Genomic DNA, 14,543 nt, shown 5'->3' on the forward strand with positions numbered 1-14,543 from the left:
GAATCCATGGCTTCCACCATTGTCTGGCTCCGTGACGACCTGCGCCTCGACGACAACCCCGCTCTCGGCGCCGCGGCCGCACTCCCTGAGCCGATGACGGTCGTGTACATCCTCGACGAGGTCTCCCCCGGCATCCGCCCGCTGGGCGCCGCGGCGAGGTGGTGGCTCCACCACTCCCTGTCCGCCCTCGCCGCCGGCCTCGAAGTGCGCGGGGCACGGCTTCTGCTGCGCCGGGGCGACGCCGCTCAGGTCATCAAGGAACTGGTCCTTGAAACCGGCGCCGGAAGATTGTTCTGGAACCGGCGATACGGCCAGCCGGAGCGGACCCTCGACGCCGGCATCAACGACTGGGCTGCCGTGCAGGGCATCGAGGCCACCAGCTTCCAGGCAAACCTGCTGTTCGAGCCGTGGACGGTGCGCACCGGCTCAGGCGGGCCGTACAAGGTTTTCACACCGTTCTGGCGTTCCTGCCTTGCCGGAACCGAACCGCGGCTGCCGGCCGATGCACCGGAGGAGTTGCCGCAGCCCGCGGCAGGAAGGTCCGGCCGCCCGCTGGCCGGTGACAGCCTCGATAGCTGGCGGCTCCTCCCCCGCAAGCCGGACTGGAGTGGAGGCCTCGCCGGGACCTGGACCCCGGGCGAGAACGGCGCCCACGACCGGCTGGAGGATTTTCTCGACGGCCCCGTGGAGGACTACGGCAGGGGCCGCGACTTGCCGGGCGTCGAGGGCACCAGCCGCCTCTCACCGCACCTGCGCTTCGGCGAGATCAGTCCCTTCCGCGTCTGGCACTCCCTGCGGGAACGCTTCCCCCGCCACGCACCTGGCGACGTCGGGATCTTCCGGAGCGAATTGGGCTGGCGTGAATTCTGCTGGCAGCTGCTCTACGAGAATCCGGACCTGGCCACGAAAAACTACCGCCGGGAGTTCGACCACTTTGCCTGGCAAACGCCGTCGGACTCCGAACTGGAGGCCTGGCAGCAGGGGCGCACCGGCTACCCCCTGGTGGATGCCGGTATGCGGCAGCTGTGGCAGACGGGCTGGATGCACAACAGGGTCCGCATGGCTGCGGCGTCGTTCCTGGTGAAGAATATGCTTGCGGACTGGCGCGTGGGAGAGGCCTGGTTCTGGGATACCCTGGTCGACGCCGACGCGGCGAACAACCCGGCCAACTGGCAATGGGTTGCGGGCTCAGGCGCGGACGCGTCCCCTTACTTCCGCATCTTCAACCCGGTGACGCAGAGCAAGAAGTTCGACGCCGGAGGCAGGTACCTGCGCGGCTACATACCGGAACTGGCCGGCCTGGATGACCGGATGGTGCACGAGCCGTGGAAGAACACGGCGGGAGCTCCCGGTTATCCCGAACCGCTGGTGGGCCTGGAGGAATCCCGGGAACGGGCGCTGGACACCTACCAGCGGCTCAAGGATAGCCAGACGCGAGGCCGGCGCAGTCTAGCGGCTGGTGACCTTGCCCATGAGGGACGCGATGGGGCGCAGGAACAGGGGCCGGGCCAGGAACCACGCCGCAACCATCACGGCGACTGAAGCCACGAAGAACCAGAAGCCGACCCAGCTCACGTCGTCGCTGCCGCCGTACATGTGGTTGAGGTTCCGGAGCGCGCCCGTGGCGAGGACCAGAAACACGTGCACCACAATGAAGGCCACGAAGTAGATCATCACCGGGAAGTGCACTGCGCGGGCGGCCTCGATCGGGAAGGCCTTGTTCAGTCCGGAGGCCTTTTTGGGCCACGCGGCGGACATGCGCACGCCCGTGATGAAGGCCAGCGGAGCAGCGATAAACACCGTGGCGAAGTAGGTCAGCAGCTGCAGGGCGTTGTAGTTGACCCAGCCGTTCTCCGTGGGCCAGTTCAGCGAAGCGTACTGCAGGGCGGCCGAGGCGGCGTTCGGGAAAACATCCCAGGATGCGGGAACAATCCGCGTCCACTGGCCGGTCGCGAACAGCAGGATCACAAAGACGATCCCGTTCAGGATCCACAGCACATCGAGTGTGAGGTGGAACCAGAGTTCCAGGCTGATCTTCGTAGGGGCCGTCCTGGTCCTGATGAGCCCCTTGTTGTTACGGGTCCAGTAACCGCCGGGGCGTGTGGTGGTGCGGACCTGCCAGCCCGAACGGATGATGAGCAGCAGGAAGAAGGCGTTCAGGAAATGCTGCCAGGCCAGCCAGGCCGGGAAGCCGACGGGGGCGCCGGCGGGAAGTTCCGAATGCCCCGGGTAGTCCGCCACGAACGAGCGAACGGCAGGCAGTCCGGTCATCCACTTTGCGAGGAGCACCACCAGCACGAGGGCCACGAGCGCCGCAGGCACCGCCCAGTACAGCCTGGCGCGCTTGCCCCTGGCGGTGCCGGACTTGTTCTTCGTTGTGGACATCGAACTACACGTTCCTCTCGAGAATGACTGACCAGTGTGGGCGCCGTGCGCCGGCCAGGAATTCCGGGCCCTGCGAAAGAGAATACTAGGAACCCGGAGCACATGAACAAATGCTCCGGTAATGCAGGAAGCCCCGACCACACTGTGGTCGGGGCTTCCTTTTTGTTGCGGGGACAGGATTTGAACCTGTGACCTCTGGGTTATGAGCCCAGCGAGCTACCGAACTGCTCCACCCCGCGTCGCTTGATTAACACTACCCTACTTTTGCGGGCGCTTTGACCACTGCTGTTTCGCAGCGGCCTGTGCGGGACGCGAGCCGTCCTCCCTCGGGCAGCAATAGCCCCCGCCACGAGAATGCGGACAAGTGAAGTCGGGACAGCAGAATCGAGACAACAAAAGACCCGGACCACCATACGGTGATCCGGGTCTTTTCTTCAGTTGCGGGGACAGGATTTGAACCTGTGACCTCTGGGTTATGAGCCCAGCGAGCTACCGAACTGCTCCACCCCGCGTCGCAAGAACTACTCTACCGGCCGGTGAACAGGAGGCCAAATCCAAACGACGTGATCTGCGTCTCGGGAAGCCTGAGCCCTCTCATACGCGCAAGGCCGGCCCGTCCCCGTAGCGGGGATGGGCCGGCCTTTCACTCAATCAGCAGCCGCTTCAGCGGCTGTCAGTCAGCTGCTGGGTGTCGGCGTCGGCGTCGCGGACGGCGAGGTTGGGCTGCTGGCCGTCCCGGTACTGCCAATCCTGGCCTCGGCGTCGAGTGCTTTCTTCAGTGCCGCTGACAGCTTCTTCTGCTGCTCGCCGTACGCCGCAAAGTCGCCCTTGGCCAGCGCCTCCTGGCCGGCCTTGATGGCCGCGTTTGCTTCATCCAGCGCTGCCTTCAGCGCCACCTTGGCGTCCGCCGCCGGGGCCGGAGTGGCGCCTCCGCCGCTGGGCGGTGCGGGCGTCTGCCCGTTGTTGTCGGAGTCACCGGCCGTCGCTCCCGACCGGCCACCAAACAGCTGGTTGAGAGCCTCGTCCAAGGTGGGCGCGAAACCGATCTTGTCGCCAAAGGCCACGAGCACCCTCTGCAGTGTCGGATAGGACGTTTCACCCGTGGACTTGAGGTACACCGGCTGGATGTAGAGCATGCCCCGGCCGGCAGGAAGCGTCAGCAGGTTGCCGTTGAGCACATCCGACGCGCCCTGCCGCAGCAGGTTCAGCGCCTGGGAGACGGTGGGATCCGAGTTGAATTTGTTCTGTGCCTGCCCGGGGCCGGGTACTTGGGCTTCCGGCGGAACCTGCAGCAGCCGGAGCTGCCCGTAGCTGTCCGCCTTGACGCCCTTCTTCGAGCCCGCGTCGGAATCCGCCGCGAGGAAGCCGTAGAGGACGTTGCGGGCGTTGTTGTTCACCACCTGCGGAATGTAGGACGACGTCAGCTGGAACGCCGGGGCCTTCTGGTCCGGCATCTGCAGTGACATGTAGAACGGCGGCTGCTTGACCTCCTCGGACACGGTGGGATCGTTCGGAACACTCCACGCGTCGTCGTTCTTGTAGAAACTCACGGGGTCCGTCACGTGGTAGCGGCCCAGCAGCTCACGCTGCACCTTGAACAAGTCCTCCGGGTAGCGGACGTGGCTCATGACAGCGGCGGACATCTCCGAATAAGGCTTCAGGGTGGAAGGGAACACCTTCTGCCAGGCCTTCAGGAGCGGGTCCTGGTCGTCCCAGGCGTAGAGCGTGACCGAACCGTCGTAGGCGTCCACCGTGGCCTTGACCGAGTTGCGGATGTAGTTGACGGAGCTGTTGGGCAGCGCCACGTTGCGGCCGGCGGTGGTCTGCGAGTCCGTGGTGGCATCGGAGAGCTGCTCCTGCTGCGAGTACGGGTAGTACTGGCTGGTGGTGTAGCCGTCCACGATCCACTTGACCCGGCCGTCAACGACGGCGGGGTAGGCATTGCCGTCCACCGTCAGGTAGGGCGCCACCTTCTGCACGCGTTCACGCGGGTTGCGTTCGTACATGATCTGGGAGGCGTCGTTCACGCCGTCGGACAGCAGCAGGTCCGAGGACTGGAACTTGATTGAGTACAGGACCTTGTTGAAGAAGCTTCCGACGTTCGGACCGCCGTTGCCGGTGAAGGTGTACTGGGTCTCGCCGCCTTCCTTGGACGCCGGGCGGTCCTGCTCGCGGTGCGGTGCGCCTTCCGGGGCACCCACGATCGAGTACTCCGGGGAGTCCTCGCCGAAGTAGATCCGGGGTTCGTAGGTTGTGTCGTTGCCGAGGACGCCAGTGGACGGGATACCGGACTGCAGGAACTCCGGCTTTCCGTCGACCGTGAACTTGTTGCCCTTCGCGGCCACGACGCCGTAGCCGTGGGTGTAGACGATGTGGCGGTTCAGCCAGGACTGCTGGTCAGCGCTGAGGCCGTCCGGGTTCAGCTCGCGCACGGCTATGACGGTGTCCTGCATCTTGCCGTCCACCATGTACCGGTCGACGTTGAGCGCTTTGGGGAACTGGTAGTACGGACGGAACTGCTCGAGCTGCGAGAAGGCGTCCGAGATCAGGTTCGGGTCCAGGAGCCGGATGTTGGCCGTGGTTTGCGCGTCCGGGGCAAGGGCGCCGGCGGTGGTGGTGGTGGTGGCGTTGTACCGCTCCACCTTCACCTGGTCCAGGCCGTAGGCTGCCCGGGTCATGCCGATGTTGCGCTCGATGTATTTCCGTTCCAGGGTCTGCTCTGACGGGCGGACCTGGAACTGCTGGATGACCCACGGGTAGACGCCGCCGGCCAGGATGGAGGTGATGACCAGCATCGCCGTACCGATGACCGGAAGCCGCCACTTGCCGATGACCGCAGCGACAATGAAGAGGATAGCGACGAGGGCCGCCGCCACGGCCAGGATCGCCTTCGTGGGGATCACGGCGTTGACGTCGGTGTACAGCGCGCCGGCCCACCGGCCGCCGCTGTTCTGCAGCGCGGAATAGCGGTCCAGCCAGAAGTTGATGCCCAGCAGGATCAGGAAGGAAGCGCCGGTGACTGCGAGGTGGATCTGCGCTGCGCGGCTGGTGAAGATGCCGCGCTCCATGATCCTGATGCTGCCGTAGAGATAGTGCGTCAGGATGCCCGCGATGCCGGCCACGATCGCCACGCTGATCAGGAACCCGGTGACGAAGCCCAGGAAGGGCAGCGTCATCAGGTAGAAACCGATGTCCAGTCCGAACTCCGGATCATTCTGACCGAAGGACTCCTGGTTGAAGAACAGCATGACCTTTTGCCACTGGCTGGAGGCGGCGCTGCCGGCGAAGAGCCCAAACAGCACAGGCAGCCCGATCATGACCACACGCCGCACGGGTTCCAGCTGCGCCTGGTAGCGGTTGAGGTTATCCCGGATTTCTGAGTCCGGCGCGTAGACGGGCCGGGCGTGGTAGGCGATGCGGATCGCGTAAAACACGGCCGCGAACATGATGAGGAAGCCGATGGCAAAAATGCTGATCCGCGCCAAGTTCTCCGTCAAGAACACTTCGAAGTAGCCAAGCTGCTGGTACCACAGGACGTCCGTCCACACATTGGCGAAGAAGATGAACCCGACAACAACCAGCGCAACGACGATGAGCGTGGGGGCGTCAACGCACCTCGCCTTGTCTGGAGTTTTCCGGGCGGGGTGGGGCTGGCAGGACGGGACAAACTCGTACCTCATAGCTTTTGTCAGTTGCTGGTATTAATTTTAAGTTTTCAGTGGAAGGCCTGCATAGCGCCGGCACCGGCTCTCAATTAGTGCCACGAGCGGACCGGAGCCTTAGTTCCTCGATTTAGTCTAGTTGTTGGTGCAGCCCGGAAGGCCCGATGTGTCGGCGCCGTTGGCGGCCAGCTCGACGGCCGATTTTGCCTCGTCCAGGTTTTCCACCTTGACCACCTGCAGCCCGTCCGGAATATGCCCCGCAACCTCTGCGCAATTCGCCGCCGGGGCCAGGAACATGGTGGCGCCATCGGCCCGGGCACCGTGCATCTTCACCGCGATGCCGCCGATCGGGCCCACCACGCCGTCGGGGCTGATGGTGCCGGTCCCCGCGATGTGTTTTCCACCGGTGAGGTCCCCGGGCGTCAGGGTGTCCATGATTCCCAGGGCGAACATCATCCCGGCGCTCGGGCCGCCCACTTTATCCAGGGATATCTTCACGTTGAACGGGAAGGTGAAGCGGTACTGCAGCAGCACGCCCAGGATGTACCGTCCGGACGGGTTCTTCGCCGGCGTCACGGTTTCCGTGAACTGCTTGCCGTCCCGGCTTACGACGACGACGGCCGGCTTTCCCTTTCCGGCGGCCAGTTCGTCCTGGATCACCTCCAGTGACGTGACGGGTTTGGCGTTGATGGAGGTGAAGATGTCACCCGCCTGCAGCTTGCCCTGCGCCGCCGACCCCTCGGACAGGTCCGCCACTTCGAGCTTCTGCCCATAAGGGATGTCGAGCCCCTTCAGGGCTGCCGCCACGGCGTTCTCCTGCGACGTGGCCATGGCCACGGCACTCTCCTGCTGGGATTTTTCCTTAGTCACACCCGTCGGGAAGATCAGTTCCTCGGGATACACCGCCTTAGAGCCGTCCAGCCAGGCCGAGAACGCCTCAAAGACGCTGACGGGACCGTTGGGGCCCCCGTCGACGTAGACAGTGGTGAGATCGAGGTTCCCCTTGGCCGGGAACGTCTCGCGGCCGGAAACGCTGATCACTGGCGTCGCATTCTCCGTGCTTAGCGTGTTGAACGTCGGCCCGGGCGATTCCACCACATACGGGACCGGCAGGACGGCGGCCGTCACGCCCAGCCCGAGCGCCAGGAGCCCGGACAACGTCATCGCGGAGATGCGGGGATCCCTGTCCCGGGCACGGCGGGACCGGCGGGCATCCCCGGTTCCGTAGGGATTCCCGCCACCGGCGGCGGGCGCCGGGGACTCCTCTGCGGGCTGGCCGCCCTTGGTAATCGTCACTGAAGGACCTCTCCGCACCGCGTCGTTCAGCGCTGCACCGCGGCCGCAGCCCGGCGGACGGCCGGGGCACAGCCTACATACGTTCCGGCTTCTAACACTACGCGTCCGGGCCTGCCGTTAGCTCTTTGCCTACAGCGAACGTCCCCGCTTTCAGCAGACAGCCGCTCCCGCAGAGGGGTAGCGTGAAGTTGATTAACAGTCACACCGACGATCGGCGGGATCATGACCTCCAATCCACTCAATCCGTCCAACGGCGACGAAAATCCAAAGGATCCGCTCGCAGAGATGCTGCAGAACCTCATGGGCGGCAAGGGCATGGGTGACATTGACCCCGCCGAACTGGCCAAGGCCGCCGGGCTGCCGAACGATCCCAACCTGCTGGCCCAGATGTTCTCCCAGGTGCAGGCCATGATGAGCGCGCCCTCGGAGGGCCCGGTCAACTGGAAGCTCGCCCATGACAACGCCCGCCGCGTGGCCGCCGGGAGCTCCGACCCCTCAGTCACGTCCGCCCAGTCACGCGAAGTAGATGAGGCGCTGCGGCTGGCCGAACTGTGGCTCGACCAGGTCACCGACCTGCCCGCTACAGGCCTCATCGGCAAGGCGTGGTCCCGCGCCGAATGGGTAGAGGAGACACTCGGCACCTGGAAGCGTCTGACGGAGCCCGTGGCCAACAGTGTGGCCAACGCCCTCTCCACTGCCATGACGGAGCAGATGCCAGAGGAGATGAAGTCCATGATGGGCGGCGCCTCGTCCATGCTGCAGAACGTGGGCGGTGCCATCTTCGGCATGCAGCTGGGCCAGGCCATTGGAGCCCTGTCCACCGATGTGGTCAGCTCCACGGACATTGGAGTTCCGTTGGCCGATCTGGAGATGGCGCTGCTTCCCGGCAATGTTGCCAAGTTCGGCGAGGGGCTCAGCCTTCCCGAAAACGACATCAGGCTCTTCCTCGCCGTCCGCGAGGCCGCCCATGCCCGCCTGTTCGTCCAGGTTCCGTGGCTGCGCGGGCACCTGCTGGGTGCCATTGAAGCCTACGCCCGCGGCATTCACATCGACACGTCGCGGATCGAGGAGCTGGCGCGGGACCTTGATCCCAGCAACCCGGAGGGGATCCAGGAGGCCCTTTCGCAGGGCGTCTTCATGCCGCAGCGCACGCCGGCACAGGACCAGGCCCTGCAGAAGCTGGAGACGGCCCTTGCCCTCGTCGAGGGGTGGGTGGACGAGCTCACCGCTGCCGCCACGGATAAGGTCCTCCCCTCGGCTGCAGCGCTCCGCGAAACGGTCCGCCGCCGCCGGGCCACCGGCGGTCCGGCGGAGCATGCGTTCGCTTCCCTCGTCGGACTGGAGCTGCGGCCCCGCCGCCTCCGTGAAGCCGCCACCCTGTGGGCGTCCCTCAAGGCCGAGCGCGGCATCGACGGCCGCGACGCCATCTGGAAGCATCCGGACCTGCTCCCTACCGCCGAGGATCTTGACGATCCCAAGGGATTCAGCGAACGCCGCAAGCTCGCCGAGGCCGGTGACAGCGAAGTGGACGATGCCCTTCAGAAGCTGCTGAACGGCGGTTTCGACAGCCCGGCCGAAAGCGGTGGGGACGGGGACGGGCACGACGCCGAAACGACCGAAGGCGGGGACGGCGACACCGAAAAGACCGACGGCGACGAAGACGGCTCCGCTCCGAAGAGCTAGGCGTACCCCGCTGGTTGAGCCTGAGCCTACGACCGCCGGGTCCCTGGCCGAGCTTGCGAGGTTAGGGACCGGTTGAGGAGCGCAACCCCGGCTTCGACAAGCTCAACCAGCGGACTACGAAGGACCGCTCAGTCGGCGTCCTCTGGTGTGGCTGCTTCGCCTGCCGGTAGGCCGCGCGACGTGGCAAAGGACACGCCCTCCAGGAAGGCTTTGGCACGCTCCGTTTCGGGGTAGGCCTCCAGCAGCTTCCAGAACGCCGCGTTATGCCCTGCCACCAGCAAGTGCGCGAGTTCATGCAGCAGCACGTAGTCGATGACCCACTGCGGCATGGGCCGGAGCTTATCTGAAAGCCGGATGGACCCGTCCGAGGGGGTGGCTGAACCCCAGCGGGAGTTCTGGTTGCTGACCCACCGGACCGATGTCGGGGCCGACCTGCCGCCAAAGTACCTGGCAGAAAGCTGCGCAGCGTGCGCGGCCAGCGCCGCGTCCGAGGAAGGCCGCCGCCCCGCACCGCTGGAACGCTTCTCCCCCTGGGACCGAAGCTTCTCCAGCATCCGGTGAACCCAGTCCGCCTCCTGCGCCCGGCTGAAGTGGGCGGGGATGGCGACGACGGCGGTGCCGTTCTCCCAGAAGGCCGCGACTGTGCGGCGCCGCCGGGCGGAGCGGCGGACCTCCACGGGCGCGCCGTCGTGGGTGATCAATGGCGTGCCGGTCTCAAGTTTTCCGGGCATTACAGCGTGCTGCTTTCCGTCAGGACCGCGAGGACTGCCTCGCCGTACCGCTCCAGTTTGGACGGGCCGACGCCCGCGAGCTGGGCCAGTTCCTCCAGTGAGGACGGCCGGGCTTCGGCGATGGCGGTGAGGGTTGCGTCGGTGAAAACCACGAAGGCCGGGACGTCGGCGGAGTGCGCGACCTCCTTGCGCCATTCACGGAGGGCGTTGAACGTCTGCTCTTCATAGCTGGGCGGGCACTGGCTGCAGCGGCCGACCTTCCGCTCGGCTCCGCTGGCCAGCATGCTGCCGCAGACCCGGCAGGACGCGGGCGTGGCCGCCTTGCGGCGCGGCGCGGGCCCCCTCCCCCGTGCGGCCGAGCTGGCCACGGAGTCCGGGCGCAGCCCGTCGAGGAAGCGGGACGGCTTCCGGTTGGCACGCCCGCCGGGGGTCCGAGCGGTGGACCACGAGAGGGACAGGTGCTCGCGGGCCCGCGTGATGCCGACATAGAGCAGCCGGCGTTCCTCGTCCACCGAGGCGGGATCGTCCGCGAAGGAGATGGGCATGAGCCCTTCGCTCAGCCCTACGAGGAATACCGCGTCCCATTCAAGTCCTTTTGCCGCGTGCAGGGACGCCAGCGTAACCCCCTGGACGGTCGGGGCGTGCTGGGCCACGGAGCGCTCCTGAAGCTCGTTGACGAAGTCAGCCAGGCCGAACTGCGGCCCGCGGTTCTGCGCCAGCTCGTCCGCCAGAGCCACGAGGGCGGCCAGTGATTCCCAGCGTTCCCGCAAGGCACCGCCGCTGTGCGGGGCCGTGTCCGTGTACCCCAGCGACGCGACGATGTCGCGTACCAGCTGGCCCAGCGGCTGGGGATCGGACTCGGATACGGCACGGGTGGCCGCACGGAGCTGGAGGATCGCGTCGCGGACCTCCTTCCGGGCAAAGAACCGCTCGCCGCCGCGCAGCTGGTAGCCGATTCCGGCCGACGCCAAGGCCTGCTCGTAGGCCTCCGACTGGCCGTTGGTACGGAACAGGACAGCGACCTCACTCGCCGGCACGCCGTCGTCGAGGAGCGTGCGGATCTTGCCGGCGACCGTTGCAGCCTCGGCTTCGTCATCCGTGCATTCCGTGAATTGGGGCAGGGGTCCCGGGTTCCGCTGGGCCACGAGCTTCAGCGGCGCGGCCCAGGCAGCATCGGCTGCCGGTCCGCCGCTCCGGCGCGAGGCGAGGAGATCGTTGGCCAGCTTGACCACCTGCGGAGTGGAGCGGTAGTCGCGCACAAGCTTGACCACGTTCGCGTCCGGGTACTGGGCCTTGAACCCGAGGAGGTGCTTCGGGGATGCTCCGGTGAACGAGTAAATGGTCTGGCTGGCGTCACCAACGACGCACAGTTCGTTGCGGCCGCCGAGCCAGAGTTCCAGGAGGCGCTGCTGCAACGGGGAAACGTCCTGGTATTCGTCCACCACGAAGTGCCGGTACTGTTCCCGGACCGTCGCCGCCACCTTGGGGTCTTCCTGCAGGATGCCTACGGTAATCAGGAGGACGTCCTCGAAGTCGATGACGTTGCGGTCGGTTTTCACGTCCTCGTAGGCCTGGAAGACGCGGGCCACGGCTGTGAGATCAAACCCACCCGGAGCGCCCCTGTCCTGTGCGTTTTCCAGATAGTTGGCGGGCGTGAGCATGGATACTTTGGCCCATTCGATTTCCGACGCCAGGTCACGGATGGAGGCGCGGTCGGTGCTCAGCCGGAGCCGGCGGGCGGCCTCGGCGATCATTTGTGCCTTGTGGTCCAGCAGGTTGGGCAGCGCCCCGCCCACCGCCTGCGGCCAGAAAAACTGCAGCTGCCGCAGCGCGGCCGCATGGAACGTCCTGGCCTGGACGTTTCCGACCCCAAGGTCGCGGAGCCGGCTGCGCATTTCCGCTGCCGCCCGTGCCGTAAACGTGACCGCCAGCAGCCGCTGCGGACTGTAGACCCCCGAGTGCACTCCGTAGGCGATCCTGTGGGTGATGGCGCGGGTCTTGCCGGTGCCGGCTCCGGCGAGCACGCAGAGGGGGCCGGTCAGGGTGGTGGCCACTTCCCGCTGCTCCGCATCGAGGCCGCCAAGGATCCGGTCCTCCAGGGAGGCGTTGCCATCAGGATTTTCTATCGTCACTTCTTGCTGCTTGCTTCATGTGGATGGATGGGCTGCTCCGCCATGGTGGCGTCGACGGTAGGCATGTTGCCGGCCGGGCGTGCTGGTCAGTCGTCGGCCGGACGGTCCTGAATCACGCCGCCGTACCAGTGCTCGATGAGGGACCTGGCGATGGAGAGCCTGGTGGAGATGGTAATTTCGCCGCTGAGCACTGCCTCCTGGAGTTCCTCCCGGCTGAACCAGCGCGCCCTGGTGACCTCGACGCCGTCGGGCTTTGCTTCCGTGTCGTCGGTGACGGCTGTAAAGCCGAGCATAAGGGACGCCGGGAACGGCCACGACTGGGAGCCGAGGTACTGGCACGCCCTGACCTGCACGCCCACCTCTTCCTGGATTTCCCGGACGACGGCCTGTTCGAGGGATTCACCGGGCTCGACGAACCCGGCCAGCGTGGAGTAGTTCTTCGCATCCAGCGGACCGCCACCGCCCAGCAGAACGCGGCCGTCCGGGCCAACCACCGTGACAATGATGGCCGGATCCGTGCGCGGATAGTGTTCGGAATTGTCAGCGGGGCACCGCCGGACCCATCCGCTGGCCTCCACTTTGGTGACGGCGCCGCACCGGGGGCAGTGGGTGTGGGTGGCGTGCCAGTTGGCAATGGCACTGGCCTCAACAAACAGGGCGGTGTGCGTCGCGTCAAGTTGCGCGGCGACGTCCCGGAAGCCTTCCCAAGCGGCACCGGCGGGCAGGCCCGCCGAACCGGGGTCAACCGGTTCCGGCAGGATGAACAGCAGGAGGCCGGTTCCCGTGGGAAGGTCCTCGGAGCCGAGGGCCGCGCCGAGATAGATGATGTGCGCCGGGCCGGCCGCCGACCCCTCAAGTCGGTCCAGCAGCGGTGTGGCCTCTGCCAGAACGAGCGCGTCCCCGTGCACCAGCGCATGCCGGCCGGACAGGAGCATGGCTTTGGCGGTTCCGGCGGCCAGCAAGTCCGGAACGAGGCCTGGCCTCATCCGTTCAACGGACCCCCTGTTGACCATTGCGGGCCGAACCGGCAGCACGGTGTCGAAGAGATGGTTGGCCGCCAGTTCACCTGCCCGCAGCTGATTTTCCGGGATGGCGCCCGCCGCTTGACCGACCGGCACAGCGGCCTCCGCATGACTCATGTATCCACCGTACTGACTCGCAGTGACAATTTACATTTCGGGATGCACCGGCGGGCCTGGACGGTCCGCCCTTCCCCGGCCCCGCGGTACCCATATTTGTGCGGATCTCGAGACTCGCCGCGACACATCGTTGTCTTGGACGCCGCTCAATCTACCGTGGAACCGTGAGAAGAGAACCAATCGAACTGGCAGCTGTGGCCACCGCGGCAGTCCCCGGACTGAGCCCGACTGCTGTGAGCTCTGCCCCGGATGACCCGGCGGACTTTGATTCGGCTCTCCTTCTTGATGCAGAAGGCAAGCGCTGGCGCGTTCGCTCACCCCGCCACGCGGAAGCCAGCACCAGGCTGGAGACCGAGTTCCTGGTGCTGCGCGCCTTCGCGCCCGCCATCCGGGCCGAACTGCCGTTTCTCATGCCGACCGTAGCCGGCACCGTCCGGCAGCAGGACCTGACCACCTTCGTGTACTCGCACCTCCAAGGCACCACGCGCACCGTTGAAGAGCTAACGGCAGGCCCGCAGGAGCTGGCGAAGGAGATCGGCAGCGCGCTGGCGGCCATTCATGACCTGCCCCGCGCGCTGGTGAGCAACGCCGACCTTCCCAGTTACACCCCGAACGAGTTCCGCCAGCGCAGGCTCAACGAACTCGACATGGCCGCGACCACAGGCAAGATTCCGGCCCTCCTGCTCCGCCGTTGGGAGCACGCCATGGAAGACGTCTCGCTCTGGCGCTTCAATCCCTGCGTGGTGCACGGTGACCTGCACGAGGACAACCTGCTGGTCGAGGACCACCGCGTCACGGCCGTCACCGGCTGGACCGACCTGCGCATCGGCGATCCCGCCGACGACCTCGCCTGGCTCGTGGCATCCAATGAGCACGAATTCGTCGACGCCGTGGTCAAGCACTACACCGCGAAGCGCCGCGATGCGCCGGACAACCACCTGCTGCGCCGGGCCGCGCTCTCGGCTGAATTTGCGCTCGCCCAGTACCTCGTCAAGGGCATCGCGGCGGCCGACGCCGACATGATCGCCGAGGCGGAAGGCATGCTTTCCACGCTGGCCGAGGACATCGCCGAATATGGCGGCCAGCCCATCAGCGTGGAACCCCTGCCTCCGGCCAAGCCCGACTCCCCGCCAACCGGCCAGGCACCGGCCGCTCCCGGTCTCGTGGATGCCCCTGCAGCCACCGACATCTCGGAGGCCATGCCCGCCGTCCACGTCACCCCCATCCCCGTTGACGTGAAACCGCTCCCGGTCGAGGTGACGCCCATCCCGGTTGACGAGGAGAACGCCGAGGGCACCACCGACCAGCCATCAGGCCAGGACGCGTCGCAGGGCCCACCGGACGATGACGCAGCGAAGGATTCTGGCGCCTCTGACCAGGCCGAATCCACCGGTCCGGAAGACGGGACCCAGGAAGATGCCGCGGCCCGGAAGCCCTCGGGCGCCGACACCTCCACCGTTGCCCTCACGGTGGTCGACGCGAAGACGACCTAGCCGCCAGGGCGACGTGGCCGGG

Annotated in this window: 9 protein-coding genes and 2 tRNA genes; 3 read left to right on the forward strand and 8 right to left on the reverse strand. The window is 66.4% G+C overall.

The genetic code is table 11. The features are described from left to right. The first annotated feature begins 6 nt into the window (after positions 1-6). The gene (locus tag QFZ33_RS17940) at positions 7-1,542 is read left to right on the forward strand and encodes a cryptochrome/photolyase family protein (RefSeq protein ID WP_307029646.1); all 1,536 of its coding nucleotides are present in this window, start codon (positions 7-9) and stop codon (positions 1,540-1,542) included. On the opposite strand, the gene QFZ33_RS17945 is transcribed toward QFZ33_RS17940, so the two are convergent. The 5 genes from QFZ33_RS17945 to QFZ33_RS17965 all read right to left on the reverse strand — a co-directional run bounded on the left by QFZ33_RS17945 (position 1,450) and on the right by QFZ33_RS17965 (position 7,343). Next, positions 1,450-2,385 (reverse strand): cytochrome b/b6 domain-containing protein, encoded by a 936-nt coding sequence (locus QFZ33_RS17945; RefSeq protein ID WP_307029648.1) that lies wholly within the window; start codon positions 2,383-2,385, stop codon positions 1,450-1,452. The two genes, QFZ33_RS17940 and QFZ33_RS17945, sit on opposite strands and share 93 nt — an antisense overlap. 165 nt (positions 2,386-2,550) lie before the next feature. After that, positions 2,551-2,624: transfer RNA gene (locus QFZ33_RS17950), tRNA-Met, on the reverse strand. 199 nt (positions 2,625-2,823) lie between these two features. Continuing rightward, positions 2,824-2,897 (reverse strand) — tRNA-Met (locus QFZ33_RS17955). Between the two features lie 165 nt (positions 2,898-3,062). Beyond that, positions 3,063-6,065: a UPF0182 family membrane protein gene (locus QFZ33_RS17960; RefSeq protein WP_307029650.1), complete on the reverse strand. Its 3,003-nt coding sequence runs from the start codon at positions 6,063-6,065 to the stop codon at positions 3,063-3,065. 117 nt (positions 6,066-6,182) lie between these two features. Further along, on the reverse strand, positions 6,183-7,343 hold the full coding sequence (locus tag QFZ33_RS17965; RefSeq protein ID WP_307029651.1) for a YlbL family protein: 1,161 nt from the start codon (positions 7,341-7,343) through the stop codon (positions 6,183-6,185). Between the two features lie 222 nt (positions 7,344-7,565). Between QFZ33_RS17965 and QFZ33_RS17970 the strand changes: the two genes are divergently transcribed. Then, positions 7,566-9,026, forward strand: coding sequence for a zinc-dependent metalloprotease (locus tag QFZ33_RS17970; RefSeq protein WP_307029653.1), 1,461 nt, complete (start codon positions 7,566-7,568; stop codon positions 9,024-9,026). Positions 9,027-9,154: 128 nt separating this feature from the next. Here QFZ33_RS17970 and QFZ33_RS17975 read toward each other — a convergent pair whose 3' ends face one another. The 3 genes from QFZ33_RS17975 to nudC form a co-directional block, all read right to left on the reverse strand. Then, positions 9,155-9,757 (reverse strand): M48 metallopeptidase family protein, encoded by a 603-nt coding sequence (locus tag QFZ33_RS17975; protein WP_307029655.1) that lies wholly within the window; start codon positions 9,755-9,757, stop codon positions 9,155-9,157. Next, positions 9,757-11,889, reverse strand: coding sequence for an ATP-dependent helicase (locus QFZ33_RS17980; RefSeq protein ID WP_307029658.1), 2,133 nt, complete (start codon positions 11,887-11,889; stop codon positions 9,757-9,759). Before QFZ33_RS17980 ends, QFZ33_RS17975 begins: the two co-directional genes overlap by 1 nt. 86 nt (positions 11,890-11,975) lie before the next feature. Further along, entirely contained in the window at positions 11,976-13,028 is a 1,053-nt protein-coding gene (gene nudC / locus QFZ33_RS17985) for an NAD(+) diphosphatase (RefSeq protein ID WP_307029660.1), read from the reverse strand. 164 nt (positions 13,029-13,192) lie between these two features. On the opposite strand from nudC, the gene QFZ33_RS17990 reads away from it, so the two are divergent. Further along, on the forward strand, positions 13,193-14,521 hold the full coding sequence (locus QFZ33_RS17990; protein WP_307029662.1) for a macrolide 2'-phosphotransferase: 1,329 nt from the start codon (positions 13,193-13,195) through the stop codon (positions 14,519-14,521). Positions 14,522-14,543 lie beyond the last annotated feature (22 nt).

It is taken from the genome of Arthrobacter globiformis (assembly GCF_030815865.1).
Lineage (GTDB): Bacteria > Actinomycetota > Actinomycetes > Actinomycetales > Micrococcaceae > Arthrobacter > Arthrobacter globiformis_B.